The sequence below is a fragment of the Mycobacterium sp. 48b genome (assembly GCF_048282725.1).
In the GTDB taxonomy this organism is placed as follows: Bacteria; Actinomycetota; Actinomycetes; order Mycobacteriales; family Mycobacteriaceae; genus Mycobacterium.
This window is the reverse complement of record NZ_JBLVUL010000001.1, coordinates 247852-273659: the sequence shown is the minus strand read 5'-3', so window position 1 is coordinate 273659 and position 25808 is coordinate 247852. Positions and strand designations below refer to the sequence as shown.

The window sequence follows — 25808 nt, the reverse complement described above, 5'->3', positions numbered from 1 at the left end:
GCACCCTCGTGAGTCACGAGGGTGCGCGTTTGCATAGGGGATCTGCCAAGTATCCGGGGTTGCGCTCAACCTTGGTTGAGCGGCAACGCTTGCGTGCTATGGAGATCAGCATTGCATTGCCCACCTTCGGTGAGCCCGGCGAGGACATCCCGGACGTCACCTCGATAGCGTGCCGCGCCGAAGCACTCGGGTTCGACTCAGTGTGGGCCGGTGATCATTTGAGCACCGGCGCGCCGTTCCTGGACAGTGTCGTGGCGCTCAGTGCCGCCGCTGCCGTGACAGACCGATTACGGCTGGGCTTCGGCGTCCTGCTGCTCGCACTGCGTCCTCAGGCCTGGGCAGCCAAACAGATCGGCTCACTCCAGGTGTTGTCGGGTGGTCGGACACTGCTCGGCGTAGGAGTGGGAGGTGAGCCGGCCGCAGAGTGGACCGCCGCAGGCGTTTCGCGAGAGGGGCGTGGCCGCCGGACCGACGTGCTGCTGCAGGCGTTGCCAGATCTGTTGTCCGGAAAAGAAACTGCACTGCGTACCGAACTCGGCGAGCCGACGGTCACGCTCGAACCGGCAGCGTCGATGCCTCCGGTGTGGATCGGTGGGGCATCGGAGACCGCGCTGCACCGCGCGGTCCAGTACGGAACCGGCTGGCTCGCTTCGTTGTTGAGCTCTGATCAGATCAGGCACGGACGTGCGCGGCTGGCCGAGATCGCCGACGCGCGCGGTGTTGTGCCGCCGCGCGTCGGTACCACGTTGTTCACGGCTCTGGGCGGCGCCGACCGGGAGCGAGCGGTGCGTTGGTTGGAGAGTCTGTTGGTTCCGCGGGAGGTCGCTGATCGGATGATGATCAGTTCGCAGGGTGAATTCGAGGACAGACTGGGCCACTACAGCGAAGCAGGGGTGTCCCACGTGCTCGTCAATGCCGGGACTCAGGGTCTGCTGACTCAGTACGACATGATTGCCGAGCTTGCTGTAATACCCCAGGGACGGTGACATTGTCACGAAAAAGGGGGCACTGCAGCAATTCAGGCCCGCTCCTGCACTCCAGTAATCGGTCCAGATAATCGCGCGCCCGGGTTAGCCCGTCGATGCGGCTTTCGATATCGCTGATCCGGCGACGCACCGTGTTCTGCCAATGATCTTGGGTCTGCAGAAGTTCGGCGATGTCCTCGATCGACAGACGCCCTTCGTGCCGCCACAAGTCGACGAGCGCGATGCGGTACACCTGTTCGGCGTCGTAGACGCGCACCCGGGCCCGGCGATCGGACGCGACGAGGCCGCGACGCTCCCAGTAGTGCAGGGTAGATACCGGCAGGTGGAAATGGTCGGCCACCTCACGGATCGTCACGTAGTCGGTCATCGCTCAATTGGACCCCAACGTCAACCTCCGGTGGGGTGTCCCCTACGCGCGGACCGTCTCACGCGACGGCCACCACATGCGATCGCCCAGCAGGCTCATGGCAGCGGGAACCAGGTAGGTCCGCACCACGGTGATGTCGAGCAGCAGGCCGATTCCGACGGTGGACCCGATCTGCACCAGGTTGAGTACCGTCCCACTGGTCAACGCGAACATGGTGATCGCGAAAACCACTCCGGCGGTGGTGATCACGCTGCCGGTGCTGCCGAATCCGCGGATGATGCCGCTGATCACCCCGCTGTGGGATTCCTCGCGGATGCGGGCGGCGAACAGCATGCTGTAGTCGGCGCCGACGGCGACCAGCGCCATGAACGACACCGGGAACACCGACCAGTCCAGGCTGATTCCGATCACGTGTTGCCAGATCAGGGTGGACATCCCGGCCGCTGCCCCGAAGGACAGCACCACCGCCGCGATCATCAGCACCGGGGCCACCAGGCTTCGCAGCATCACGATCAGAACCAGGAGCACGGCGGCCACCGCGACGACACCGAAAAGTGCGAAGTCGCGCCAGGTTTGGTCGATGTGACGTTGGGACAGTGAGGCAAGACCGGTCGATTCGATCTGGGCGTGCTCCAGCACGGTTCCCGTCGCGGCGTTGCTCGCTGCGGCGATGACGTCGGGTACCGCTCCCATGGCCTCGGCGCCGTACGGGTTCACCGCCCAGACCACCATCATCCGGGCGCTGCGGCCGTCCGGGGAGATGAGCAGTTGCTCACCGGCGGTGAGGCGGCGGTCGGAGCGGCCCTCCTCGGGCAGGTAGAAGCCCCGCCCTGCGCCGGTGCTGGTATCGGCAGACATCCGATGCAGGAATTCCGAAGCTCGCGAGAGCCCCGCACTGAGTTCGGTGGTCAGCGTGACCATGGTGTCGGTACCGGTCTTGACCTGACCCAGGCCGGAGGTCAGACGGCCCAGACCCGTTGTGAGTTCGTTGATTCCGGACAGGAGCCGGCTCAGTTCCTGACGGGTCTGTTCGGGGGTCCTGGTGCCGAGCTGATCGAGCATCGCCCGCAGTTTCTTGATGGCCGCGCGCAGGTCGGGCATCGTGTCCAATGCCGTGTTCACGGGCCCTTCGGGAACCAGGGGTGCGGCGAGGCTCAATCCGTCGATCGCCAGCTGTGCGCGTCCGCCGGTGGCCGCGTTGAGGTCGGCGAAGGCCTGCCTGGCCCGCAGGCATGAGCTGTCGGCAGCGCAGGCGGGCGAAGGGTCCGGCCCGGTGAGCGGATCGAACACTGCGTGTAACGCGGCTGTGGGGGCCGCCAATCGCTGCCGGGCGGAGTCGATGTCGTCGACCACCTGGTCCAGGGAATCGGTGGCGTTGGAGATGCTGCGCACCGCGGTCACAACGTCCAGCGACCCGCCGGAGAGGTTGCCGACCACCCGATCGGCGGATTCCAGTGTGCCGAGCAGGTTGCGGGCCAGGTTGACCAGGGACCGGGCGCCGACGGTGAGTTCAGGGAGCCTGGCGGCCGCATCCGCGGATCCGTCATGCAGTTGGGTCACCCCGGAGGCCAGCCGCTTCAGTTGCGGGATGGCCTCTTCGACCCGGTCGTGGGCATCGGCAAGGCCGGCGCCGACTTGCGCGGTCTGCGAGCCGATAGCCGTCTCGGGCAAGGGTTTTCCCTCGGGCCGGGTGATCGATCGGACGTAGGCCACCTCGGGAAGATTGCCGATCGACATCGCGATCAGGTCCAGGGCGGCCAGGTCGTTGGTGTTGCGCATGTCGTGGTCGGTCCGGATGGTGATGAACTCCGGCGCGGCCTCGTTGACTCCCCAGTGGCGGTAGACGGCCTCGTATCCGCGCTTGCTGTCGGTGGCGCGCAGCTGCATCGCGTTCTCGTCGATGTTGGGTTCGAAGGTGAACAGCACGGAGCTCATCGCGATGAGAAACGCCAGGGATGCTGCGACGAGTGCCGGCGCACGACGGATGATGGCGGCACCCCGCTTGCGCCAGCGTCGTTCGTCGAGGGGACGGGGTTCGGCGTATCCGCGCTTCCCCCACAGTGCCATGATCGCGGGGGTGAGGGTCAGGCTGACCGCCATGGTGATCGCGATCGACAGCGCGATCGGAGGTCCTGCGGTGCGGAACATCCCGATCTTGGTGAACACCATGGCCATTCCGGCGCCGGCGATGGTCAGCGCGGAGGCGATGACGATACCCGCGGTGTGCGCACCGGAGCGCGCCACCGCGTCGTCGACGGCCAGCCCGCGCCGCCTGCCCTCGTGATAGTTGGCCAGCAGGAAGATGCCGTAGTCGGTCCCTGCGCCCAGCACCATGGCGGTGACCAGGGCGATGGTGAAGTTCGAGACGGTCAGCAGATCGTGGCCGCCCAGCAGCGATATCACCGGCCGGGCGACTGCCAGCGAAATGCCCACGGTGAGAAGGGGAATCATCGAGGTGATCAGCGACCGGTAGACGGCGAGCAGCAGCAGCGTGATCAGTACCACCGAGACCACGGTGATGATGGCCAGCGAGGTGTCGATGGCGGAGAACAGATCCGACAGTGTGGGTGCGGCCCCGGTGAAATGTACGTCGAGCCCGGACGGACGGGGGAGTGCGTCGACCGCGGCGCGGACGTTCTCGGTGGACTGGTGCGCACGGGTGGAGCCGACGTCCCCGGTGGTGGCGACGATCAAGTGGATGGCTTTTCCGTCGGGGCTCAGGCCGATGCCCTCCAGTCCTGGGGTGCCGTATGTGTCGAGGACGTAGGCGACGTCGTCCTTGTCTGCCACCAATCGCGACACCAGGTCGCGGTAATACGCGGTGTCGGCCGGGTTGAGGACTCGGTCGCTGGACACCACGATGCTGCCGACAGCGGTGGTATCGGGCACGCCGAAGTCGCGGGACATCTGTCGCAGGGTCTCGGTGGTTGGACTCTCCGGAGTGAACGGCGCCGAGTGCTCGGCCACCGTGCGTTCGAGCTGAGGGATGGCCAGGTTCAGTACGCCGGCCAGGGCCAGCCACGCCCCGAGAATCAACCACGCATGCTTCGCGCAGACTCTGCTGAGTTTGCCGAAGACCGCCAGATTGTGCATTTGGGCATCGTAGACCAATCGGTCTATAAGTGGTCGACTAGGATGGACCAACTGGTCTATTTAGGTGATGGAGAGGGTGTCGGCGGTGGCAGGCCCGCGCGAGCGTCTCATTCTGAGCGCCATCGAGCTGATGCGTGAGTACGGCGTGCACGCGACGGGTCTCAGTGATCTTCTGGAACACAGCAACACCGCCAGGGGTTCGATCTACCAGCACTTTCCCGCGGGAAAAATCGAACTGATGGAGCAGGCGACCCTGACGGCCGGCCGGATCATCACCGCCAGGATTGAAGAGTTGACGCAGGCGCTACCTGCTGAGGACGTGATCAGCGCCTTCATCGCCGGCTGGAAACAGAACCTCGTCGACAGTGAATTCAGTAGTGGGTGTCCTATCGTGGCCGCTGCGCAGGCTGGTCCCGACGCGCTGGCCGTGCGTGAAGCCTCGGCCGCGGTATTTGCTGATTGGGCCCGGGTGATCGCCGCTTCGATCGAATCCAAGGGCGTTGAAGCCGCGACCGCGGGCCAGCTGGGCAGCTTCATCGTCAGCTCACTCGAGGGTGCGATCATCCAATGCCGCAGCGCGCGGTCGCTGCGGCCGCTCGATGACGCCGGTGCCGGCTTGATGTTGCTGCTGCGGGGGGTGCTCTAGAGGTCAGTGCAGCTGGCCATGGCGGCTCGGTTCAGCCGCCAGGTGAGACCTTCCGCGGTCGATCTGTTCGAATGCGTAGTCGGCAATCTCTGCGGTGGTCATGGTGGCACCTGTCATTGCCAGCGACTGGTAGCGCTCCTCGCCGAGAACGTTGTTCAGCTCGGTGATTGCGGCGTTGATCTCGGGAAAACTCGGGTGTCCGATTGCCGCCACGGTGAATCCCATGATGGTGGCCGCCGGCTCGTGAATGCCCAGTCGAACAAGCAACGCCGCGAGCAGCCCGAGCGTGACCCGCATGAGCTCCGTGGTGCCGGAATCGTAGTAGTGCCGGACGGTTTGGGTGATGTAGTCGAAGGCCTCGGTATGCTGGCCGCGGTCGGCCGCGAGTCCGGTCAGCAGCCCTGCGATGATGGAAGTCTGCTGGCGGTCGCCACTTTCGTCAGCGATCGCCAGTGCCCGGCGAAGGGCTCGGTATGCCTCGGTGGGATCGGACTCCCGCCGGGCCCAGCCGTATCCGAGCAGCGCGGCGCCGGCCAGGCTCGGATTGTCGGCCACGCCGGCAGCCGAGAGCAGGTTCTCCGATACCGCCATCGCTTCGGTCGTGGCACCGCAGACGGTCAACGCCACGACCATCACCGCGTCGCTGGCGGTGTGGCGGACGGGATTCCGTGCAATGCTGGCCTTGCACCATTCGACTGCCAGTTCGGGCCGACCCGTCGTGCTGTACCCGGCGGCCACCACACACGAGAATTCGTCGCCCACGCTGTCGAACTCTCCGCTCTCGATCGCCGCCCGGGCTGCATCCGCGTACTCGTCGAAGTCGTCGAGCCGGCCCAATGCCGCACAGTTCGCTGCCCCTACGTAGAGCTGCGCCAGCCGTGGATGCCGTGCGGCTTTCGCGGGCGGGATGGTCTCCTCGACCCAGGCGATGGGCTCCCACTGCTCCAGGAAATACCCGAGGAAGATCGAGGTCACCGCGATTGTGGCGGCGGTATCCAGGTCGCGGTTGTCGATGGCCCAACGAAATCCCGCACGCAGATTTGCCAATTCGACGTTGAACCACTCGTACGCTTCGCGTTGGCGCGGACTGTCCCACAACGCTTGCACTTCGGGTTCCATGGCCGCGAAGTACTGTGCGTGCGCGCTGCGCGCCGCCCGCGCATCACCGAGGCCGACGAGCTGTCCCTCGGCGAACTGCCGGATGGTCTCCAGCATCGAGAAGCGAGTGCGCGGCGATGTCCGGTCTGCCACCAGCAACGACTTGCGGACGAGCGCGTCGAGCAGATCCAGTGTGCCCAGGTCATCTCCGGACCCGGCGACGGCGCACGCCGCGGCTAGATTGAACCCGCCATTGAACACGGAAAGCTTTGTCAACAAAGATTTTTCGTCATCGTCGAGCAGGTCGTAGGACCATTGCACCGCTTGGCTCAGAGTCTGGTGGCGTTCCAGTCCCCGACGCGAGCCAACCAGCAACCGGAACCGATCGTCGAGGCGGTCGCGGATCTCGGTCGCCGTCATCGACACGATGCGGGATGCCGCGAGCTCGATCGCCAGCGGGATACCGTCGAGGCGACGGCAGATCTCGACGACCGCGGCGGACTCTGCCGGGGAGACGAACGATGCGCGAGGTGACACAGCCTGGGCTCGCTCGACGAACAGTGCGGCGGCTGTGGAGCCCATGTCGGAGTCGATGTCCAGGGATGGAACCGGCCACAGCTGTTCGTCTCTGAGCCGCAAGCCTTCCCGGCTGGTGGCAAGGATGGTGACGGTCGACGACTGGGCGAGGATCGTCTCGATCAGGTCGGCGGCGGCACTCAGGACGTGCTCGCAGTTGTCGAAAACGAGGATGCGTGAGCGTCCCTGGAGGGCTGCGGCGATGCTCTCGGAGACGGTGAGCCCAGGCTGCTGGGTGATTCCGAGCACCGTCGCGACGGAGTCCGGAACCGCCGCCGGATCCCCGACCGCGGCGAGCTCGATCACGAAGACCCCGTCCTGGAATGCATCGGCCGACCGTGAGGCGACCTCCAGGGCCAATCGCGTCTTTCCGACACCGCCGACGCCGGTCAGTGTCACCAGACGATGCACCTTCAGGGCCGCGTCCAGTTCGGCGAGATCAAGTTCGCGTCCGACCAGACTCGTCGTCGGAGCCCGCAGGTTCCCTCGCCCGGCGTTGACGGCGTTCAACGGCGGAAACTCCGTACGCAATCCCGGTGCTCGGACCTGATGGATGTCCACGGGTTTGGCGATGTCGCGTAGCCGTCTGGACCCCAGCGGGATCAGATCGACGGCGCTCAACAGGCCTGCCGTCAACCCGTCGAGCAGGATCTGTCCGCCGTGACCGGCCGCCATGATCCGGGCTGCCCGGTTGAGCGCCACCCCGAAATAGTCGGCGTCGCGGAACTCGGCTTCGCCGGTGGCGATGCCCATCCGTACCGGCAATTCGAGCGCCAGCTGCGCCGCCAATGCGGCATCGACGGCTGACGACGGTGACGTGAAGACCGCGCAGATGCCGTCGCCGGTGTGTTTGAACACCTGCCCGCCATGGGCGTCGACGGCGGTGCGGAGCACGTCGTCATGCCGGGTCAGCGCGGCTCGCATCGCGTCGGCATCGGCTTCCCACCGGCGGGTGGACCCCTCGATGTCGGTGAACAGGAAGGTTGCGATGCCGGGTGGCATGCTGGCCGTCCTCAGCGCCGTTCGGTGAATCGCATCGGCGCTCCCCACGCTCGATCCGCTGGGCGTTCTGACATCGTAGGTCCGGCGCGCGGGACTGGACCTCGGTTTGGCGGCGCGGGCGGTTCCGGTGCTTCTGCAGTCAAACACCTGCTCACGTCGATATCGGAGCGTGTAATCCCACGCCACTTGACACCTGTCAAGTGGCGCCGGTTACAGTGCCCTCATGCAGATCCGCGAGCATGCCGAGGCCAACCCCGAGAAGCCGGCCATCATCCTTCATCCGTCGGGCACCGTCGTCACGTTCGGTGAGCTCGAAGCCCGCGCGAATCGCCTGGCCCATTACTTCCGTCGGCAGGGTCTGCACGAGGGCGACGTGGTTGCGATCCTCATGGAGAACAACGAGCACATTCATGCCGTGATGTGGGCGGCACGCCGCAGCGGCCTGTACTACGTGCCGATCAACACGCATCTGACCGCGGCCGAGGCCGCCTACATCATCGACAACAGCGGGGCCAAGGCCATCGTCGGCTCCGCTGTACTCAAGGACATCCTGAGCGGCCTCGACAAGGAACTGCCGAGCGGCCTGCCGGACACCCTGCTCATCGCCGACGGTGAGCTCGACGGCTGGCAGCGGTACCCGGAAGCCGTCGCCGACCTGCCCGCCACCCCGATCGACGACGAGATGGACGGGGACCTGCTGCAGTACTCGTCGGGCACGACCGGCCGACCCAAGGGCATCAAGCGGGAGCTGCCGCACGTGCCGCCGTCGGAGACCCCCGGCATGATGTCGGCGTTGGTGGGTTTCTGGATGCAGCCGGATTCGGTGTATCTGAGCCCCGCGCCGCTCTACCACACCGCGCCGTCGGTGTGGTCCATGCAGACCCACGCCGCGGGTATCACCACGGTGGTGCTGGAGAAGTTCGACGCCGAAGGCACGCTCGACGCGATCCAGAAGTATGGCGTCACCCAGGGTCAGTTCGTCCCGGTGATGTTCACCCGGATGCTGAAACTCCCTGAGAACGTGCGGAATTCATACGATCTGTCCAGCCTGCGCCGCGTTATGCACGCTGCCGCACCGTGTCCGGTCGAGATCAAGAAGCAGATGATCGACTGGTGGGGCCCCATCGTCGACGAGTACTACGCCTCTTCGGAGGCCATTGGTGCGACGGTGATCTTCGCCGAGGACTGGCTGACCCATCCGGGTTCGGTCGGCAAGCCGATGAACGGCCTCGTCCACATCCTCGACGAGGACGGCAAGGAACTGCCACCCGGGCAGGCCGGTGAGATCTTCTTCGAGGGCGGCGCCGATTTCGAATACCTCAACGATGCGGAGAAGACCGCCTCCTCGCGTGAGTCGCACGGGTGGAAGACGGTGGGGGACATCGGATACGTGGACGAGGACGGTTACCTGTACCTCACCGACCGGCGTCACCACATGATCATCTCGGGCGGGGTGAACATCTACCCGCAGGAAGCCGAGAACATGCTCGTCGTGCACCCGAAGGTGATGGATGCCGCGGTGTTCGGCATCCCGGACGACGAGATGGGGCAGAGCGTCAAGGGTGTCGTGCAGACCGTGGACCCGGCCGACGCCACTCCGGAGTTCGCCGAGGAGCTGCTGGGCTGGCTGCGTGAGCGTCTGACGCACTACAAGTGCCCGCGGACAATCTCGTTCGAGGCCGAGCTCCCTCGCACCGATACCGGCAAGCTGTACAAGCAGGGGCTGATAAACAAGTACTCGTGACCGTTCTGGAGCTGCCCGCGGGAATCCGCGTCGGAGTCGACGTCCCGACGGATGCCGCGACGTTCACGCTGACCGAACGCTCCGCCGAGGACCGGCGGGTGGTCACCGTGGATTCGGTCGAGCAGGCTCTGGGGCAACTCACCGAACGGTGCCGGACGTGGCCGCAGGCCGCGGCGGTATGTGACGACGTGCTGCGGTCGCTCGACCCGGCCGGGCCGACCCGGGCCGGCCTGATCACCGAGTCGTTGGCGTACTCGACGTTGCAGGCGGGCCCCGAATTCGGCCGGTGGCTGGCCGAACGGGGCCCCGCCACCGCGCCGCAGCTGCCCGAGCCGGTGCAGGCGTATCGAGAGGGGAACACGCTGCACGTCCGGTTCAACCGGCCGCAGCGGCACAACGCGTTCTCCACCGACGCCAGGGGTGCGCTGCTGGAGGCACTCGAGGTGGCCCGGCTGGATCCGGCGATCGACGAGTTGGTGCTCGGTGGGAACGGCAGATCATTCTGCAGCGGCGGCGATCTGGCCGAATTCGGCTCGTTCGCCGACCCGGCCAGCGCCCATCTGGCGCGTACCCGGTACAGCCCGGCCCTGGTGCTCGATGAGATCACCGAACGGTTGGGGCGACGTTGCCGCGCCGAGGTGCACGGCCAGGTGTTGGGCAGTGGCCTGGAGATGGCCTGTTATTGCGGGTGGGTCAGCTGCCATCCGGATGCCACGATCGGCCTGCCTGAACTGGCCCTCGGTTTGATTCCCGGGGCGGGCGGAACGGTGAGCATCACGCGTCGTATCGGCCGTTGGCGCACCGCGTATCTCGTGCTCTCCGGTCGCACCATCGACGCCGCCACCGCGCTGGCGTGGGGACTGGTGGATGAGGTCGGCCTCAGTCGCTGAAGTCGATGCGCACCGAGACCGGCGTGGTCTCCAGGGCCTTGACGACGCGCGCGCCGATCGCCCCGAACTTGCGACCGCGCGCGACGACGTCGTCGTCGGGCCGAAACTGCGCGACGCCGGGCCGCCATCGGTTCCCTTGCCGCACACGAACGTTCGGGTTGGCCGCGATATTGCTCCCCCAGCCCGATCGGGTTCCTTGCTGGCAGATCACCCAGGCGCCGGTGGCGTCGAACTGCACGGAGACGGGAACCCTCCGCAGCTGGCCGGTCCTGCGGCCGGTGGTCTCCAATTCGGAGGCCAGCGCGGTGCGCACGCCCAGCTTCGCCAACAACGCGACGGAAGGGTTCAGCAGATAGCGTCCGAGCGCCCGCTCTCTGCGGAACTTGCCCAGGGTCTTGTCGGGTTGAGTGGTCATGAGCTCCTCCTTGCACGAAAAGCGTCGAGTCCGTTGCTTTTCAGCAGCCGCAGCGCGGTGGACAACGGGCCGATCGTCGGGTCCGGCTCGCGGCCGCCGCCCAGCCGGTGCAGCTGGGTGGCGTGCCACTGCAGTTCCAGCGCGCTGAGAAAAGTCTTGGCGCGCGCGGTGTTCGCGAGCCGGGCGGGCAGCGGAGGCGAGATGTCGGGAACTCGCAGGACCGCCTGGCGTGCCGCCAGCAGGTTGTCGGCTGCGGCCGGGTTGACGGTGGTGGGCCTGCCCAGCCCGATCACGTCGGTGGCGCCGGACCGGACGGCGTCACTCATCGCCGCCTGCGTGCGGAAACCTCCGGTCACGGCCAGCGGCACGTCGCCGGCGACCTCCCGGGCAGCGGAGGCGTACTCGATGAAGTAGGCCTCGCGAGCCGTTGTGGAGGCCGATTGCACCGCGGGCCTCCCTTCCATCGCGGGGGATTCGTATGTGCCGCCGCTGATTTCGATCAGGTCGATTTCCTCGGCGCTCAGCGCGGCGATGACGGCACGCGACTCTTCCTCGGTGAAACCTCCACGTTGGAAGTCTGCGGAGTTGAGCTTGATGGCAACGGCGAAGCCGGGGCTAACGGCAGCGCGGGTCCGCCGGACCACCTCGAGCGCGAAGCGCATCCGGCGCTCCGCATCGCCGCCCCAGCGGTCCGTTCGCTGATTGGTGCGTGGTGACAGGAACTGGGCGACGAGATACCCGTGCGCGCCGTGTATCTGGACTCCGTCGAAGCCGGCCGCGTCGGCGATCGCGGCTGTCCGCGCGTATCTGTCGACGGTGGCTTCGATCTCGTCGTCGGTGAGGGCACGCGGAGCCTGCCACCCGGGCACGCTCATGCGAATCGCGGACGGCGCCACCGGCTGAGACCGGGTGGCCAGCGGATTGGCCTGCCTTCCCGGGTGGTTCACCTGCATCCAGATGAGTCCTCCGCCGTCCTTGGTGGCCTTGGCCCATCGGGACAGTCCGTCGAGATGCCGGTCGTCTTCGATGACGACGTTGCCCGGCTCGCCCAGATGGTCGTGGTCGACCATCACGTTGCCGGTGATCACCAGCCCGTAGCCACCCGTTCCCCACCGCCGGTAGAGCTCGACCAGCCGATGGTCCGGGCCATGGCCTGCGCCGCCCAGGCCTTCGCTGAGCGCCGACTTCATCAGCCGGTTGCGCAGGACCTGGCCACTGGCAAGCGGCAGCGGGTCGTGAATGTCTGGCATGGCGGTCTCCTCGAAATGGCCGGGGGATGCTTCCCCGACGCTAGTACACCGATCGGTCTACTGCAATGAGGCGTTCCCGGCAGGTCCGTGCGGGTAGACTGATTGGTCTAGTGCATGGTAGGGACTACGAAGGCGACGGGCGCGATGTCAGCACGAGACACCTTGATCACGAGCGTGACGGGGCTGTTGCGGCGTAGGGGTGTGGCCGGTACCGGCGTCAGCGCCCTGCTCGAGGACAGCGGTGTCTCCCGGCGGACCATCTACCTGAACTTCCCGGGTGGCAAGGAGGAACTCGTCGCGGAGGCGACCCGGGTGGCCGGGCAGACACTGACGACGCTGATCCGCGCGACAGATGACGGCCGCGATCCCGCCGAAGCTGTGCAGGCGTTCATCGATCAGTGGAAACTGCAGCTGGCGGAGACGGAGTTGCAGGCCGGTTGCCCGATCGTCGCGGCGGTCCTCGGTCGATGTGAGGCGCCCAAGGCCGCCGAGGTGGCTGCCGAAACGTTCCAGGATTGGCACGCGATGCTCGCCGAGCGGATGATCCGCTCCGGTGCGGATGAGGACGCAGCTCGTTCGCTGGCGACCATGTCGATCGCGGCTATCGAAGGCGCGATCATCATGGCGATCGCGGCTCAGAAGACCGATGCCCTGGACGATGTCGGCCGGCACCTCGTCGAACTCACCAAGTTGTACCTGCCGGGCGCCTGATCTGCGGGCACCTGCTCTACAGTGCGAGTTGTGACTGGTGGCCCGCATTTCGACGACCTGCAGATCGGTCAGGTTTTTGATACCGCTCCGGCGATGACGCTGACGGCGGGTGCGGCTGCCACCCATCAAGCGATCCTCGGCGACCGGCTACGGCTCGCGCTGGACGCCGAACTCGCTGCCGCGGTGACCGGTGAGCCCGGGCCGCTGGCGCACCCGGCGCTGGTGTGTGACGTCGCGATCGGCCAGAGCACCCTGGTCACCCAGCGGGTCAAGGCCAACCTGTTCTACCGGGGGCTAGCGTTCCACCGCTGCCCGGTGATCGGGGATACCCTGTACACCCGCACCGAAGTAGTTGGTCTGAAACAGAATTCGACAAAGCCCGGGCGGGCGGCCACTGGTCTGGCAGCCCTGCGGATGACCACCGTCGACCAGTTGGATCGCAAGGTTCTCGACTTCTACCGCTGTGCGATGCTGCCGCTGTCCGGCGACGACATCGACACCGGGCACGCCGACGATCTGTCGACGATCGGGTCCGAGGCCACCGCACCGAATCCGACCGCAGGCTGGGATGCGGACGCCTTCCGGAGCCGGGTGCCCGGGCCGCATTTCGACCCGGCGCTGGCGGGGGTGGTGCTGCACAGCACCGCCGATGTGGTCAGCAGTGCTCCGGAGCTGGCCCGGCTGACGCTGAACATCGCTGCAACTCATCATGATTGGCGTGCCGGCGGCAAGCGCCTGGTGTACGGCGGGCACACCATCGGGCTGGCTCTGGCCCAGGCGGCCCGGCTGCTGCCGAACCTGGTGACCGTGCTGGGCTGGGAGTCCTGCGATCACACCGGCCCGGTCCACGAGGGCGACACACTCTTCAGTGAGCTACATGTGGAATCGGCCGACGCCGGGGTGCTCAAACTGCGCTCGCTGGTGTACGCGGCCGGCGGCCCCGACGGTGGCGACGACCGCCAGGTGCTGGACTGGCGGTTCAGCGCGTTGCAGTTCTGATGACACCGTTGGCGATTCCGCTGGCCCTGCTGAGGCAGGCCCAGAGGGTCGCCGACGACTTCACGACCCGCACCGGCGTCGCGGTCGACGCCACCGAGTTGCTCACCGGCCGCGCTGCGCAGTTGGACCTCGCGCCCCGGGGGCAGGTCTCGGCGGGCGGGGCGACGCGACTGGTGCCCGCCCGCGACGGATGGTGCGCGCTCACGCTGTCGCGCCCCGATGACGTCGCCGCTGTTCCCGCACTGCTGCAGGACGACTCGGCAGAAACCGACCCATGGCCGGCGATCGAGGCGTGGGTGGCCGTCAACTCCGCGCAGGCGGTGGCCGAACGGGCCCGCCTGCTCGCACTACCGGTCGCCGTGCTCGGGGAAACCGAGCCCGCGCCGCCGGTGATCAGCCCGCTCGGACCAGCCCGGAAGGGTTCGCTGGCCGGCACGCTGGTAGTCGACCTGTCGTCGATGTGGGCCGGGCCCCTGTGTGGGCAGCTGCTGGCCAGGGCCGGGGCAACCGTCGTCAAGGTGGAGAGCCGGAATCGCCCGGACGGCACCCGCGCCGGGGCACCGCAGTTCTTCGACTGGATGAACAGTGGAAAACTCTCGTACACGGTGGATTTCGATGACCCACGGGACATAACCGCCCTGATTCGGGTGGCAGACGTGGTCATCGAGGCCTCTCGTCCTGCGGCGTTGAGCCGGCGTGGGCTGGGTCCCGATGCGATCGCGCCCCGGCCCGGCCGGATCTGGCTGCGTATCACCGGGCACGGCGCCGCAGGGGAGAAGGCCGGCTGGGTGGCGTTCGGCGACGACGCCGCGGTGTCAGGCGGCCTCGTCGGATACTGCGGGGGCGCACCGGTGTTCAGAGGTGATGCCATCGCCGATCCACTCACCGGGTTGCATGCCGCGGCCGCCGTTGCGGCATCGCGGGAACGCGGCGGCGGCGAGCTGATCGAATTCTCGATGGCGGCCGTGGCCGCCGGATACAGCTCCTGCGATGGCGAGGACACCGAGGTGGTGCCGGTACGGCCCGCGGTGGGTGCCTCCGGCCCAGAACTGGGAGCCGACGACGAGGCCGTCCGCCGGTTGGTGGCGGAACGGATGGATGCTCCATGTTAATTCGTCGTGCGACGCTACTCGACGGGACGGTGGCCGACATCCGCGTCGGAGGCACCGTCGAAGCGGTCGCGGACTCACTGCCGCTCGAGCCCGGCGAAAAGGTGCTCGACGCCGCGTTCGGCACGGTCATCCCCGGACTGCACGATCACCATCTACACGTGTACTCGGCTGCGGCCGAGCAGGATTCGGTCCGTGTCGGCCCCGCCGAGGCGGCCGGCGAGACAGCTCTTTCCAGGGCGTTGACCGCCGCCGTCGTGGGCGGTGACGGCTGGATCCGGGCTGTCGGTTACCACGAGGCGGTGGCCGGACCACTGGACCGGCACGCCCTGGACCGGTTGGCCCCCGATGTCCCGGTACGCGTACAACACCGTAGTGGTGTCCTGTGGACGGTGAATTCCGCCGGTCTCGCGGCGCTGGGCCTGGGCGACCATCCCGACGGGCGCCTGCGCAGCGCGGACCCGACCTGGTCGGAGTCCCTGGAACGTCGACCCGCGGCAGTTGCGGAGTTCGGCGCCCGCCTGGCCGGCTACGGCGTCACCGGGGTCACCGATGCCACCCCGGACCTTCACCCTGCTGACCGCCCGACGGGCCTGCCCCAACGTGTGCACTACCTCGCGCCGGGCAAGCGCATCCTGCACGACGACGGACTCGATCTCGATGCGCTCTCTGCCTGGATCTCCGAGCGGCACCGGGCCGGTGAGCCGGTGGCCGTGCATTGCGTGACCTCGGCCCAACTCGTCGTGACCATCGCCGCCCTGCAGGCCGCGGGCAGCCACCCGGCCGACCGGATCGAGCACGCCGCGATGGTGCCGGCGGACTGCATCGCCGACCTCGTCGCCCTCGGGATCACGGTGGTGACCCAGCCCAACTTCGTGGCCGAGCGGGGCGACCAGTACAGCACGGATGTGCCTGCCGCCGAACAGGATCAGCTCTGGCGACTGGCCACCTTGCTGGCTGCCGGCGTGCCGGTCGCGTTGTCCACCGATGCGCCGTTCGGTGCCGCTGATCCATGGGCCGCGATGCGCGCGGCCGTGCACCGTCGAACCCCGAACGGCGCGGTGCTCACCCCGGCCGAACGAATATCGGGGCGGCGCGCGCTGGGGCTGTTTCTGGGCAGCGCAGAGAATCCGGCCCGGCCGCGGCGTATCGCGACCGGCGAGCCCGGTGACCTGTGCGTGCTGGCCGCTTCCCCGCAGCGGGTGGTCGACACGCTCGAGGCCGATCTCGTGGCGGCCACCATCATCGGCGGCCTGGTGGTGTTTGAGCGGTGAACGTTTGGCGGGTGCCGGGCATGCCCGCGTTGTTGGCTTGTGCTGCATTGGGATTCGCCGGGTTCTCCTTGCTGCTGCCGGTCGCCCCGATGTGGGCGGTGCGTATCGGCGCCGACAACCTGGGGGCCGGGGCGGTCAACAGCGTGCTGATGCTGTTCACCGTCATCGCACAACTGTTGGTCGGACGCCTGTTGCGGAGGGCCGGCTGGGCCGTCACGCAGGCACTCGGGCTCGTGTTGCTGGGCATACCGGCTGCGCTGCACTCGCTGACCGACTCCCTCTGGCAGGTACTGCTTCTGGCGGCGTTGCGGGGTTTGGGGTTCGGCATCCTGACGGTGTGCAGTGTCAGGGGCATCGCCGCGCTGATCCCGCAGGAGCGCCGTGGCCGGGCGATCGGCGCGTATGGACTGTCCATCGCGGCGCCGCAGTTCGTGTTGACCCCGCTGGGACCGTGGCTGGCGGAGAATGCCGGGTATCAGCTGGTGTTCGTGCTGGCTGCAGTCCCTCTGCTGGCGGTGCCGCTGGCGTTCACCCGCCCGGCACCGACCTTGGTGACCGAAGCGCATTCGGATCGACTCGACAGCATCGGCCGGTTGGTTCCGCCGATCGCTGCGCTCGTGGTGATCACAGCGGCAGGCGGCGCGATCCTGACCTTCGCACCGTTGTTGGGTGGTGCGACGACCGCGCTCGGCGCGTTGCTGGCGATGACCGGTATGGCGGCGTTGGCCCGGTGGCTGATCGGAGGCGTTGCCGATCATCACGGCGCCGCGAGGTTCATCGCTCCGATGCTCGGTGTCGGGGCCGTCGGGCTTGCGGTGATCGCCTTCGGCATCGGTGTCGGCGGAGTGTTGGTGATCCTCGGCTGCGCCTTACTCGGCACCGCGTACGGCGCGTTGCAGAACCTCACCCTGGTGCAGGCCTTCGCCGCCACCGGCGAGCATGCCCGCGGTGCCGTGAGTGTCGCCTGGAACGTCGGATTCGACGCGGGCACCGGTCTGGGGTCTCTGGCTGTCGGTGCGCTGGCCACGTCCTTCACGTTCCCGACGGCGTTCGCCGCGATGACGGCCGTGTGTGTGGGGGTCGGGTTGATGTGGGTACTCACCGGCCATGACGGGGAATCAGGGCGCGGCACCGCTGCTTGACGCGTTGCGCGAGTACCACAACTCGAACCGGTACGGCTTCTCGCCGCCGGGGCATCGGCAGGGCCGCGGTGTCGACCAGAGGGTGTTGCAGGTCCTGGGACGTGAGCCGTTCTTCAGTGACGTCCTGGCCAGCGGCGGCCTCGACGACCGGCGGATGAGCAATGGTTACCTCAAGCGGGCCGAGGAGCTGATGGCCGAGGCGGTGGGGGGCGAGGTCGGCATGGTTCTCCACATGCGGCAGTTCGCTGTCGGTCAAGGCCGCGATGATGGCCGTCGCGGGGTGCGACGGCAGCCTGCTGCTCAGCCGGGACAGCCACAAGTCGGTGGTGGCCGGGCTGATCTTCTCGGGTCTGTCGCCACGCTGGATCACCCCGCAGTGGGATGCCGAACGTCACTTCTCACACCCGCCGTCGCCCCAGCAGGTCGAGCAGGCCTGGCAGCGTCACCCGGATGCCGCGGCCGCGCTGATCGTCAGCCCCAGTCCGTACGGCACCTGCGCCGACATCAAAGGCATCGCCGACGTCTGCCATAGCCGGGGCAAGCCCCTGATCGTCGACGAGGCATGGGGCGCCCACTTGCCGTTCCATGAGGATCTGCCGACCTGGGCGATGAACGCCGGAGCGGACGTGTGCGTGGTGAGCGTGCACAAGATGGGGGCCGGTTTCGAACAGGGCTCGGTGTTCCATCTACAGGGTGATCTCGTGGACGAGAACCGGCTGTCCGCATGTGCCGATCTGCTCATGACCACGAGCCCGAACGTGCTTGTGTACAGCGCGATTGACGGCTGGCGGAGGCAGATGGTCGAGCATGGGCACGAGTTGATGTGTGCCGCACTGGATTTGGCTTCCGATACCCGCCACGCGATCGAGGAGATCGACGATGTGGAGGTCCTCGACCGGGAACTGCTGGGCAAGCAGGCCTCGCACGATCTGGATCGGCTGCAGGTGCTGATCGACATCTCGGCGACGGGCACCTCGGGCTACCAGGCCGCCGATTGGCTGCGGGAGTACTGCCAGGTCGACCTGGGGATGACCGACCACCGCCGGGTGCTGGCCACCATGTCGGCGGCCGATGGTCCGGACACCTCGGGCCGGTTGATCGAGGCGCTCAAGCTGTGGCGCAAGGCCGCAAACGATTTCGATCCGCCGCCGCGTGTCGATCTGCCCACTCCCGAGGAGTTGGAGCTGGAGACGGTGATGGCGCCCCGGGACGCGTTCTTCGGCCCCGTCGAGGATGTTCCGGTGGAGAAGGCGGTCGGCCGCGTTTCCGCTGAGCAGATCACTCCGTACCCGCCGGGGATTCCCGCGGTGGTGCCCGGTGAACGGATAAACCAGGCCGTGTTGGACTACCTGCGCACCGGGCTCGTGGCGGGCATGAACGTTCCCGACCCCGCTGATCCTGCGCTGCGCACGGTTCGGGTTGCCGCGTAGGCCGTGCGGAGGTCTGCGACCAGTCCGTCGAAGGCTTCGTCGCGGGTCGCCGACGGTCCGCGCAGCACCGCCGACGGGTGAATCGTGGCGATCAGCGCCGGCTCCCCGTTGGACACCAAGTCTGTGACATGGAAGATCTCACCGCGGTGGCGCGTCACCCGAAAATCGTTGCCCAACATGGATTTGGCGGCGGTCGCGCCGAGTAGGACGACGACCTCCGGTGAGACCGTGTCCAGTTCGGCGAGTATCCACGGCCGGCATGCCTCCACCTCGGTTCGGCTGGGGGTCTTGTGGATACGGCGCTTGCCCCGTTCATTGGTGGTGAACTTGAAATGCTTGACCGCATTGGTCAAATAGAGCTCGGCGCGGTCGATCTCGGCGGCAGCCAGGGCCTTGTCCAAGATGCGGCCGGCGGGTCCCACGAAGGGCGCTCCCGCGCGGTCCTCCCGGTCACCCGGCTGCTCGCCGATCAACATCATCCGGGCCGAAGGTGGTCCGGACCCGAACACGGTCTGGGTGGCATCCAGATACAGCGGACATCCCTTGCACCGCCGCGCCGCCTTGGCCAGTTCCGCCAGGTCAGGTGTGTCCGGGACGAATGCCGCTGCGCCGCTCATGACCGTGGGGTACCCGTACGCACCGTTTCACCACGCGCAGTTCGGGTACCCGATGTGGTGACAACAGGAGATGATGTACATGGCCCGGGCATGCGCGGCGAAACGGGTACTGCACCGCAGGAGCAGCCTGGAGGCCGCGGCCCTGGGAGTCGGCTGCCGGATGGCTGTGAAAAGCGTGATCCGTGCCTGGGCATGGCAGCCGGATCTGGCCTGGCCGCTGAGTTCGATCGACCGGCTCGCGGGCCTGGTTCCAGGTCGTGCGTCCGCGTCGGTTCAACCCGTGGCGTTGCCGAATTGTCCCGCGGAATTGGTCCGCGCACATGGAATTTCGGGCCACAACGCGATTGTGTACTTGCACGGTGGGGCGTTTCTTACCTGTGGGCTCAACACCCACCGTGCTCTGGCTTCTCGATTGTCGGCTGCGGCCGACGCCTTGGTGCTCAACGTCGGCTACCGGATGTTGCCCGCGTGTGGGCTTGCCGACGCCGTCGATGATGCGCTGGCCGGGTTGTCCTGGTTGCGGCGGCGTGGCTACGGCGCGGAGCGGACCGTGATCGCGGGCGACTCGGCTGGCGGATACCTGGCCTTCGCAATGGCGCTCAGGTCGCTGGCCCGCGGTGTGGTTCCGGCGGCCGGTCTGGCCGCGATCTCACCGTTGATCGATCTCGACCCAGCGCAAAAGCTGGCTCACCGCAACATCTCCCGGTGTTCGATGTTCACCGGGGCGGCGTTGTCGGCATTCGCCAGGTCCGTGCGTCGCAGCCAGGTTCAGCCGAACCGGTGTGACGCCGAGCCGTTGATCGACCCGGCCACCGCCGATCTCGCGGGCATGCCACCGGTGATGATCCACGTGGGTGCGGACGAAATATTGTTGGCTGACTCGGAATTGGTGGCCGGTCGACTGGCCGATGCGCAGGTGCCCTGCGAGTTACACGTCTGGAGCGGCCAGGTGCACGACTTCCCGCTCGCGGCTGACATCCTGCCGGAAGGCAGGCGGGCCATCGGCTACATGGGCGACTTCGTCAAGGGCGTGACCGCCGAGCCGGCTCAGCGCGCGGCCTGATCGCCTTCCCGACGAGTTTCCCGCGGCGGCGCCGCGGGCATCCCAACACCATGAGCGATATCGAGAACGGACCGGATGACACGCTGTCGCCGAGTGAGTCGACCGATTCCGACGAGGTCGCCAACGCTGATGGCGACGAGGTCGTAGATCCGCCCGACGACTGGCACGGTGCCGATCGTGCGGACACCGACGAGACCCTGGAGCGCAAGCTCGCGGCCGAGGAGCCCGAGCAGCCGAAGCGTCGTGCCGACCAGCGTGGTGACCGGGAGGATGGGGACGAGGGAGACGACTCGTTCTACTCGGTGGTGCGCTGAAGCGGGATTCAGCCGGCCTGCCGCTGCAGGGTGACCGATGCGGTGTTGGCATCGGCGTGGGTGGCGATACCGCTGCCCTTCGCCGTGACGGCAAGTGCCGTGCGGTCCCCGCGGAACAGGTCGCGGGAGAACTCGCACGGGGAACCGTTCTGGTCGTAGGTGACCCGGGTGATCAACAGCAGTGCGGCCTTGGGCTTGATGCCGAGGAGAGTGGCTTCGCTGCTGGTTGCGCTGACCGCCTCGATGCGCTCGTCGGCCCGGCCGGTGACCAAACCATATTGGGATTCCAGGATTTCGTAGAGTGACCCGCCCAGCTGCTGATCGAGCAGGCCCGGAAAGGCGTCGGCGGGGAACTGTGCGTGTTCGAGTGAGATGGGCGAGCCGTCGGCAAGGCGGACGCGCTGGATCTCGATGACGTAGTCGCCGGGACCCAGACGGAGGGCGGTCTTGGTGGCGTCGTCGGGGGTGGTGATGCGCGTCGAGAGGACCCGGGTGCCCGCGACATAGCCCTGATTGGCGAGGAAGGCGGGCACGCCGACGACATCGGAGAGGTGCCGCTCCACCTGCCCGTGGCTGATGAAGATTCCGCCGGCCCGGCCGATCACCCGGTGCACCAGCCCGGCTTCCTCCAGGGCGGCCAGCACCTGGCGCAGGCTGGAGCGGCTGGTGCCGTACTGCTCGGCCAGGTCACGCTCACTGCCCAGTTTGGCGCCCGGGGTCCCCGCGTTGATGTCCGCGACGATGCGCCTGCGCAACTCCTCGCTGTGAACTGCCACCCCGGCCCCCTGCCCGTGTATTGGTACAGCCAATTCTATCCAGGTTGACCTAGAGTTCAGCGATTGCCATGTGAGATTCCGGCAGAATCTGTCCGCCGTCCACGACCAGCGACTGTCCGGTGATGTACGCGGCTTCGTCGGTGGCGAAGAACAGCGCAGCGTTGCCGATGTCGGCGACTGATCCGAGTCGGCCGGCAGGCACGGCCGAGGCCATTTGGTCCATGTAGTCCTGGCCCATTTCGACGAGGCCCTCGGTGATGATGTTTCCCGGCAGCACCGCGTTGATGGTGATCTTCTTCGGGGCGAGCTCCATTGCGGCGGTGCGCAGGAAGCCCAGCTGGGCGGCCTTGGACGCCCCGTAGTGCGACCATCCGGGATAGCCCGTGATCGGGCCGGTGATCGACGATGTGATGACGACGCGTCCGTGGCCGCTGGCGGTCAGCGCGGCGAGGGCGGCTTGCACGATGTAGACGGTGCCCTTGAAGTTCACCGAGAGGACCTGGTCGATGTCGTCCGGGGTGAGGTCTTCCAGGCGCCCGGACGGGAAGATGCCGGCATTGGCGCAGACGATGTCGAGCCCGCCGTGCCGCTCGACGGCGGCGCCGACCACCTGGCGGGCGTCTTCGGGACTGGTCACGTCCGCGCGCAGGGCACTGACCCGGCCCGGTGCGTCGGCCAGCGCCGTGACCGCCTCGTCGAGGTCGGACTGGTTGCGCCCGGTGATCAGGACGTCCACGCCGGCGTTGGCGAATGTCTGGGCGATGCCGCGGCCGATGCCCTTGCTGCCACCGGTGACGATGGCCGAGCGGCCCTGAAGCGATGCGAACATGTTGGGATCCTTTGAGAGTCAGGTCAGGGTGAGGCCGTTGGAGCGCAGGTAGCGTTCGGCGAGTTCGCAGCTGCCTGCGGCATAGCTGATGGCCTTGGTCGCCGATTCCCTGGAGTGGCTGTGGCTGCCCATCCAGGCCAGCAGCAGCAGCCTGCGCAGCAGCACGAACGAGGCCAGCATGTCCTCGTCGGAGGCAGGCAGATCGCGTCGCGTGCGGTAGCCGCGCACCCAGGCGTCCTGCCATTCCGGCAGCGCCGGATCGTCCTCGATGAACGACACGGCAGTACCGAAATCGTAGAAATACCAACCGAACCCGCAGTCATCGAAGTCGATGACGGTGATCTTGGCAGCGCCCGCAGGGTCGGGGTCGACCAGCAGATTGGCCAGCCGTAGGTCAGCGTGGATAAGGCCGTAGACATCGGGCCCGGTGCCGTAGGCATGCAGCCGATCGTGCAGCAGCGCCTGGGCGCGTTCCAGCACCTGCTGCTCGGCGGCGCCGACACCTTCGGCATCGTGCCAGCGGCCCCAACGTGGAGCCGCGCCCAGGCTGTGCTCCCAATCCCAGGAGAACCGGCCGAACCCGGCGGGGCGCTCCCACCGCTGCGAATGGTCGTGCAGCGCAGCGGTGATCCGGCCCAGCGTGTGGAAGTCGTCGAGGGTCAACGCTCCTTCGTCGGGCTCGGCCCCGGCGACCATGCCGAAGTGCACGGCATAGCGGTCGGTTCCGTTGTCGTTGACGGTGACCAGCCGCCGGCCGTCGCGGGCCGGCAGCACGGTGGGCACCGTGACGTCACTGTCGGACCGCAACGCCTGCAGCCAGTCCAGTTCCGACTCGATCTCGTGGGGCTGGTGGTAGTTCTGCCGGTGTACCCGCAGGATGGACTGGGCACCGGCATCCTCGACGAGATAGGTGGCATTCTCGGACAGGTTCAGCAACCGCAGCGTCGCGTCCGTCCCGATGTCGTACTGGCGTAACGCCAGTTGGGCGACATCGATCTCGTCGGTGATGACCATCAGCGCCCTCTCCTCTTCGCGCAAGCGCTCATCAGTGCAATCTCTTCTTCGCGCAAGCGCTCATCAGTGCAATCTCTTCTTCGCGCAAGCGCTCATCAGTGCAATCTCTTCTTCGCGCAAGCGCTCATCAGTGATCCCGTCCTTCGATACCATCCAGCACCGCCGTGATCCGGTCCCGCGCCACGGTCACGTCAGCGGTGCTACCGCCGATGTAGAGCCTTCCAGCGGCGCCGATCATCTGCACGTCAACCACAGTAAGCCCAGGTGCGGCGCGCTCCGCCTCATTGGCCGCCACCGCTGCGAACAGCGCCGGGGTCATCTCGTACACCAGCAGCGACTGCCCGGGCAGGATCATCGATGCCTGCCGGTTGCGGTTCAGGATCACCGCATGCTGATCGGTGATGTTCTCGATGATGTCGTGGTAGAGCACCTGCGGCCGCAGCTGGTCGGAGGCTTTGTTGCCGGTGCCGGCCAGGATCGCCTCGCCGGCCCGCTGCACATCCTCCAGATTGGCCGAGTGGATCTCGAGAACCCCGAATTGGCGTTCCACGTAGAGGATTCCGGGCTGGATGCCGGGAACCTCGCGCAGTGCCAGGTCGATCACCCGCTCGATCGCCAAGGCGGGGGACACCTCGACGATCAGCGCGTGCTCACCCTCGTACGGTGGGTAACCCCGGGCCCGGGTCGGTGTTCCGAGGTAGGCGGCGAACTGACGCTGCAGGTCCTCCACCAACAGGTAGACGCGGATCTGGGTGCGAATCCGCGTGCTCTCGTCCGCTTTGGTCGGCATGGCTACTTGCTGGCGACCGCGAAGTGCGCGCCGAGTTCGTTGTGCGGACGCGGGATGACGTGCACGCTCACCAGTTCGCCGACCTGCGAGGCAGTCTCGGCGCCGGCCTCGGTGGCGGCCTTGACCGCACCGACCTCACCGGTGACGATCACGGCGACCAGGCCGTCGCCGACCTGCTGCCGATCGGTGATGGTGACGTTGGCAGCCTTGACCATGGCGTCGGCGGCGGCCAGCGCGGCCACGTAGCCCTTGGTCTCGATCAGTCCGATTGCGTTGCTGGACATGGGTGTTTCTCCTTATTTGTTGGGTTTGGTATCAGGTTTGCTGTCGATGGATCCGATGATGAGTGCGTCGACCGGGGGCGGGGTTCCGGTGAACCAGCCCGAGGCCACGGAACCCTGGGCGACGAGGACCCGCTCGCCCACACCGCTGCCGAGGACGTCGAAGGCGATCAGCTTCGACCCGGTGCCGTCGATCTCGACCTCGAGGAACGCACCGGGCGGGATGCCGTCGATCCGTCGGGTCGACCACACGTTGCCGGTGACAACCGCTGAGATCATTTGCGCTCCTTCTCGATCGTGATCCCCAGGGTGCGGGCCTTCTCCCGGGCCAGCGGGGTGAGTACCGCCTTGCGGCCGAGCACGAGCGTGCCGCCGGCCATGTCGGCGATCTGCCGTTCGGTTACCGCCCCGGTTTCGATGCGGTGACTGGCTCCGCCGCCGGGTGATCGCGTCGAACCCGCCAGCCGGAAACTGAGCCGCCCGGCCTTGAGGTCAGCCCTGGTCTTCGGGCTTTCGAAGAGCCGCAACAGCTTCCGCACGAAGTTGTCGAGGTCTCGGTCATCGGCCAACTGAACCGTCTCGGTGCGGTTCTTGCCGTCGACGGCACGGGGGCCGGTGGGTTCCACACCGAACTGGTCCGCGACCGTCGGCGGGGCAGATGGGGCCGGAGCCGGTGGTGGGGGGAGAGCCACCGGCCCCGGAGTCTTGGCGGTGGCCCGAACATCCCGAACGGCCTCCCGAACCACCTCACGCACGAGGGCGCGCAGTTCATCCCTGTTGATGCTCATGCGGTGGCCCTCGCCAGCGCATCCTGAGCCGCCTCGGCCGCCGTGCGGACATCGGCCTCGGTGCCGGACAGGTAGACACGTCCGGTGGCCCCGATCATCCGGAAGTCGACCACCTTGATGTCCGCGGCCTTCTCGGCCTCGTTGGTGGCGAGGATGGCGTAGGACGCGGGGGCCACCTCGAGCACGAACAGCGATTCCCCCGGCAGCACCATCGAGCCGATCTTGTTGCGGTTGATCAGGAATGCGTGCTGGTGGTCGACGCTGGAGATGATGCGTGAGGCCAGCACGTTCGGCTGCACCGCGCTTCCGGTGTTGCCGCCCAGCTCGTCCAGCGCGGCGTCGGCGGCGGCCTTGACCGCGCCGGTCTCCCCGTGGAACTCCAGGTAGCCGAATTGCCTTTCGACCACCAGGATTCCGGCCTTGACCTCGGCGTGTTTGAGGGCGACGTCGGTGACGCCCTCGATGTCCAGGCCGGGAGCCACCTCGATGATCTGGGCGGCCTGGTTGGCGCGCGGTAGTGCACCCTTGATCCAGGTGCCCAGATACGACATGGTCTGCGGTTGCAGCCGGTCGATGAAGATGAAGGAACGAAGTTCAGCCACAG

At 67.2% G+C, this 25808-nt stretch carries 25 protein-coding genes and 1 pseudogene; 12 read left to right on the top strand and 14 right to left on the bottom strand.

Annotated features, from left to right (window positions below):
- Positions 1-98: 98 nt before the first annotated feature.
- Complete coding sequence (locus ACNQR1_RS01280) at positions 99-986, top strand: LLM class flavin-dependent oxidoreductase (protein ID WP_418043442.1); 888 nt, start codon at positions 99-101, stop codon at positions 984-986.
- Here the strand turns inward: ACNQR1_RS01280 and ACNQR1_RS01275 are convergent.
- Both ACNQR1_RS01275 and ACNQR1_RS01270 read right to left on the bottom strand, forming a co-directional pair.
- Positions 910-1353, bottom strand: a complete 444-nt coding sequence (locus tag ACNQR1_RS01275) for a MerR family transcriptional regulator (protein WP_418043440.1) — start codon at positions 1351-1353, stop codon at positions 910-912. The two genes, ACNQR1_RS01280 and ACNQR1_RS01275, sit on opposite strands and share 77 nt — an antisense overlap.
- A gap of 42 nt (positions 1354-1395) precedes the next feature.
- Positions 1396-4446 (bottom strand): MMPL family transporter, encoded by a 3051-nt coding sequence (locus ACNQR1_RS01270; protein WP_418043438.1) that lies wholly within the window; start codon positions 4444-4446, stop codon positions 1396-1398.
- Positions 4447-4531: 85 nt separating this feature from the next.
- Here ACNQR1_RS01270 and ACNQR1_RS01265 point away from each other — a divergent pair, with 85 nt between their 5' ends.
- Positions 4532-5092 (top strand): TetR/AcrR family transcriptional regulator, encoded by a 561-nt coding sequence (locus ACNQR1_RS01265; protein ID WP_418043436.1) that lies wholly within the window; start codon positions 4532-4534, stop codon positions 5090-5092.
- A gap of 3 nt (positions 5093-5095) precedes the next feature.
- Here the strand turns inward: ACNQR1_RS01265 and ACNQR1_RS01260 are convergent, their stop codons facing one another.
- On the bottom strand, positions 5096-7768 hold the full coding sequence (locus ACNQR1_RS01260; protein ID WP_418043434.1) for an adenylate/guanylate cyclase domain-containing protein: 2673 nt from the start codon (positions 7766-7768) through the stop codon (positions 5096-5098).
- Between the two features lie 223 nt (positions 7769-7991).
- On the opposite strand from ACNQR1_RS01260, the gene fadD4 reads away from it, so the two are divergent.
- The gene (gene fadD4 / locus ACNQR1_RS01255; RefSeq protein WP_418043432.1) at positions 7992-9512 is read left to right on the top strand and encodes a fatty-acid--CoA ligase FadD4; all 1521 of its coding nucleotides are present in this window, start codon (positions 7992-7994) and stop codon (positions 9510-9512) included.
- Between the two features lie 5 nt (positions 9513-9517).
- Positions 9518-10402 (top strand): enoyl-CoA hydratase/isomerase family protein, encoded by an 885-nt coding sequence (locus ACNQR1_RS01250; protein ID WP_418050231.1) that lies wholly within the window; start codon positions 9518-9520, stop codon positions 10400-10402.
- On the opposite strand, the gene ACNQR1_RS01245 is transcribed toward ACNQR1_RS01250, so the two are convergent.
- Positions 10392-10817 carry a nitroreductase/quinone reductase family protein gene (locus ACNQR1_RS01245; protein ID WP_418043430.1) on the bottom strand — a complete coding sequence of 142 codons (426 nt, stop codon included), beginning with the start codon at positions 10815-10817 and terminating at the stop codon, positions 10392-10394. The genes ACNQR1_RS01250 and ACNQR1_RS01245 overlap by 11 nt on opposite strands.
- Entirely contained in the window at positions 10814-12067 is a 1254-nt protein-coding gene (locus tag ACNQR1_RS01240; protein ID WP_418043428.1) for an NADH:flavin oxidoreductase/NADH oxidase family protein, read from the bottom strand. Before ACNQR1_RS01240 ends, ACNQR1_RS01245 begins: the two co-directional genes overlap by 4 nt.
- Positions 12068-12211: 144 nt before the next feature.
- On the opposite strand from ACNQR1_RS01240, the gene ACNQR1_RS01235 reads away from it, so the two are divergent.
- The 6 genes and pseudogenes from ACNQR1_RS01235 to ACNQR1_RS01210 all read left to right on the top strand — a co-directional run bounded on the left by ACNQR1_RS01235 (position 12212) and on the right by ACNQR1_RS01210 (position 18732).
- Positions 12212-12778, top strand: a complete 567-nt coding sequence (locus ACNQR1_RS01235) for a TetR/AcrR family transcriptional regulator (RefSeq protein ID WP_418043426.1) — start codon at positions 12212-12214, stop codon at positions 12776-12778.
- Between the two features lie 93 nt (positions 12779-12871).
- On the top strand, positions 12872-13777 hold the full coding sequence (locus ACNQR1_RS01230; protein ID WP_418050230.1) for an acyl dehydratase: 906 nt from the start codon (positions 12872-12874) through the stop codon (positions 13775-13777).
- A complete protein-coding gene (locus ACNQR1_RS01225) occupies positions 13777-14889 on the top strand; it encodes a CoA transferase (RefSeq protein WP_418043424.1) in 1113 nt (370 codons plus the stop codon). Before ACNQR1_RS01230 ends, ACNQR1_RS01225 begins: the two co-directional genes overlap by 1 nt.
- On the top strand, positions 14883-16160 hold the full coding sequence (locus ACNQR1_RS01220) for an amidohydrolase family protein (protein ID WP_418043422.1): 1278 nt from the start codon (positions 14883-14885) through the stop codon (positions 16158-16160). The genes ACNQR1_RS01225 and ACNQR1_RS01220 overlap by 7 nt, the downstream gene beginning before the upstream one ends.
- Positions 16157-17302 (top strand): MFS transporter, encoded by a 1146-nt coding sequence (locus tag ACNQR1_RS01215; RefSeq protein ID WP_418043420.1) that lies wholly within the window; start codon positions 16157-16159, stop codon positions 17300-17302. The genes ACNQR1_RS01220 and ACNQR1_RS01215 overlap by 4 nt, the downstream gene beginning before the upstream one ends.
- A pseudogene (locus ACNQR1_RS01210) lies at positions 17268-18732 on the top strand (aminotransferase class I/II-fold pyridoxal phosphate-dependent enzyme). The gene ACNQR1_RS01215 and the pseudogene ACNQR1_RS01210 overlap by 35 nt, the downstream one beginning before the upstream one ends.
- Here ACNQR1_RS01210 and ACNQR1_RS01205 read toward each other — a convergent pair.
- Complete coding sequence (locus ACNQR1_RS01205) at positions 18648-19349, bottom strand: UdgX family uracil-DNA binding protein (protein ID WP_418043418.1); 702 nt, start codon at positions 19347-19349, stop codon at positions 18648-18650. The pseudogene ACNQR1_RS01210 and the gene ACNQR1_RS01205 overlap by 85 nt on opposite strands.
- A gap of 79 nt (positions 19350-19428) precedes the next feature.
- Here ACNQR1_RS01205 and ACNQR1_RS01200 point away from each other — a divergent pair, with 79 nt between their 5' ends.
- Positions 19429-20412 (top strand): alpha/beta hydrolase, encoded by a 984-nt coding sequence (locus ACNQR1_RS01200; protein WP_418043416.1) that lies wholly within the window; start codon positions 19429-19431, stop codon positions 20410-20412.
- 50 nt (positions 20413-20462) lie between these two features.
- The gene (locus tag ACNQR1_RS01195) at positions 20463-20726 is read left to right on the top strand and encodes a hypothetical protein (protein ID WP_418043414.1); all 264 of its coding nucleotides are present in this window, start codon (positions 20463-20465) and stop codon (positions 20724-20726) included.
- A gap of 8 nt (positions 20727-20734) precedes the next feature.
- Here the strand turns inward: ACNQR1_RS01195 and ACNQR1_RS01190 are convergent, their stop codons facing one another.
- From ACNQR1_RS01190 to ACNQR1_RS01155, 8 genes are all read right to left on the bottom strand, one after another.
- Positions 20735-21502, bottom strand: coding sequence for a GntR family transcriptional regulator (locus tag ACNQR1_RS01190; RefSeq protein ID WP_418043412.1), 768 nt, complete (start codon positions 21500-21502; stop codon positions 20735-20737).
- Between the two features lie 49 nt (positions 21503-21551).
- The gene (gene fabG / locus ACNQR1_RS01185; protein WP_418043410.1) at positions 21552-22331 is read right to left on the bottom strand and encodes a 3-oxoacyl-ACP reductase FabG; all 780 of its coding nucleotides are present in this window, start codon (positions 22329-22331) and stop codon (positions 21552-21554) included.
- Positions 22332-22349: 18 nt separating this feature from the next.
- On the bottom strand, positions 22350-23345 hold the full coding sequence (locus ACNQR1_RS01180) for a phosphotransferase enzyme family protein (RefSeq protein ID WP_418043408.1): 996 nt from the start codon (positions 23343-23345) through the stop codon (positions 22350-22352).
- A gap of 127 nt (positions 23346-23472) precedes the next feature.
- A complete protein-coding gene (locus ACNQR1_RS01175) occupies positions 23473-24135 on the bottom strand; it encodes a microcompartment protein (RefSeq protein ID WP_418043406.1) in 663 nt (220 codons plus the stop codon).
- Between the two features lie 2 nt (positions 24136-24137).
- On the bottom strand, positions 24138-24419 hold the full coding sequence (locus ACNQR1_RS01170; RefSeq protein WP_044514625.1) for a BMC domain-containing protein: 282 nt from the start codon (positions 24417-24419) through the stop codon (positions 24138-24140).
- Positions 24420-24431: 12 nt separating this feature from the next.
- Positions 24432-24695: a EutN/CcmL family microcompartment protein gene (locus ACNQR1_RS01165; RefSeq protein ID WP_044514627.1), complete on the bottom strand. Its 264-nt coding sequence runs from the start codon at positions 24693-24695 to the stop codon at positions 24432-24434.
- Positions 24692-25204 (bottom strand): hypothetical protein, encoded by a 513-nt coding sequence (locus tag ACNQR1_RS01160; RefSeq protein ID WP_418043404.1) that lies wholly within the window; start codon positions 25202-25204, stop codon positions 24692-24694. The genes ACNQR1_RS01165 and ACNQR1_RS01160 overlap by 4 nt, the downstream gene beginning before the upstream one ends.
- The gene (locus ACNQR1_RS01155; RefSeq protein ID WP_036446433.1) at positions 25201-25806 is read right to left on the bottom strand and encodes a BMC domain-containing protein; all 606 of its coding nucleotides are present in this window, start codon (positions 25804-25806) and stop codon (positions 25201-25203) included. The genes ACNQR1_RS01160 and ACNQR1_RS01155 overlap by 4 nt, the downstream gene beginning before the upstream one ends.
- Positions 25807-25808 lie beyond the last annotated feature (2 nt).

Coding starts and splice junctions, on each gene's coding strand:
- ACNQR1_RS01280 (WP_418043442.1), top strand. CDS start 99: ATGGAGATCAGCATTGCATTGCCCACCTTCGGTGAGCCCGGCGAGGAC.
- ACNQR1_RS01275 (WP_418043440.1), bottom strand. CDS start 1,353: ATGACCGACTACGTGACGATCCGTGAGGTGGCCGACCATTTCCACCTG.
- ACNQR1_RS01270 (WP_418043438.1), bottom strand. CDS start 4,446: ATGCACAATCTGGCGGTCTTCGGCAAACTCAGCAGAGTCTGCGCGAAG.
- ACNQR1_RS01260 (WP_418043434.1), bottom strand. CDS start 7,768: ATGCCACCCGGCATCGCAACCTTCCTGTTCACCGACATCGAGGGGTCC.
- fadD4 (WP_418043432.1), top strand. CDS start 7,992: ATGCAGATCCGCGAGCATGCCGAGGCCAACCCCGAGAAGCCGGCCATC.
- ACNQR1_RS01245 (WP_418043430.1), bottom strand. CDS start 10,817: ATGACCACTCAACCCGACAAGACCCTGGGCAAGTTCCGCAGAGAGCGG.
- ACNQR1_RS01240 (WP_418043428.1), bottom strand. CDS start 12,067: ATGCCAGACATTCACGACCCGCTGCCGCTTGCCAGTGGCCAGGTCCTG.
- ACNQR1_RS01235 (WP_418043426.1), top strand. CDS start 12,212: ATGTCAGCACGAGACACCTTGATCACGAGCGTGACGGGGCTGTTGCGG.
- ACNQR1_RS01230 (WP_418050230.1), top strand. CDS start 12,872: ATGACGCTGACGGCGGGTGCGGCTGCCACCCATCAAGCGATCCTCGGC.
- ACNQR1_RS01225 (WP_418043424.1), top strand. CDS start 13,777: ATGACACCGTTGGCGATTCCGCTGGCCCTGCTGAGGCAGGCCCAGAGG.
- ACNQR1_RS01220 (WP_418043422.1), top strand. CDS start 14,883: ATGTTAATTCGTCGTGCGACGCTACTCGACGGGACGGTGGCCGACATC.
- ACNQR1_RS01205 (WP_418043418.1), bottom strand. CDS start 19,349: ATGAGCGGCGCAGCGGCATTCGTCCCGGACACACCTGACCTGGCGGAA.
- ACNQR1_RS01200 (WP_418043416.1), top strand. CDS start 19,429: ATGGCCCGGGCATGCGCGGCGAAACGGGTACTGCACCGCAGGAGCAGC.
- ACNQR1_RS01195 (WP_418043414.1), top strand. CDS start 20,463: ATGAGCGATATCGAGAACGGACCGGATGACACGCTGTCGCCGAGTGAG.
- fabG (WP_418043410.1), bottom strand. CDS start 22,331: ATGTTCGCATCGCTTCAGGGCCGCTCGGCCATCGTCACCGGTGGCAGC.
- ACNQR1_RS01180 (WP_418043408.1), bottom strand. CDS start 23,345: ATGGTCATCACCGACGAGATCGATGTCGCCCAACTGGCGTTACGCCAG.
- ACNQR1_RS01175 (WP_418043406.1), bottom strand. CDS start 24,135: ATGCCGACCAAAGCGGACGAGAGCACGCGGATTCGCACCCAGATCCGC.
- ACNQR1_RS01170 (WP_044514625.1), bottom strand. CDS start 24,419: ATGTCCAGCAACGCAATCGGACTGATCGAGACCAAGGGCTACGTGGCC.
- ACNQR1_RS01165 (WP_044514627.1), bottom strand. CDS start 24,695: ATGATCTCAGCGGTTGTCACCGGCAACGTGTGGTCGACCCGACGGATC.
- ACNQR1_RS01160 (WP_418043404.1), bottom strand. CDS start 25,204: ATGAGCATCAACAGGGATGAACTGCGCGCCCTCGTGCGTGAGGTGGTT.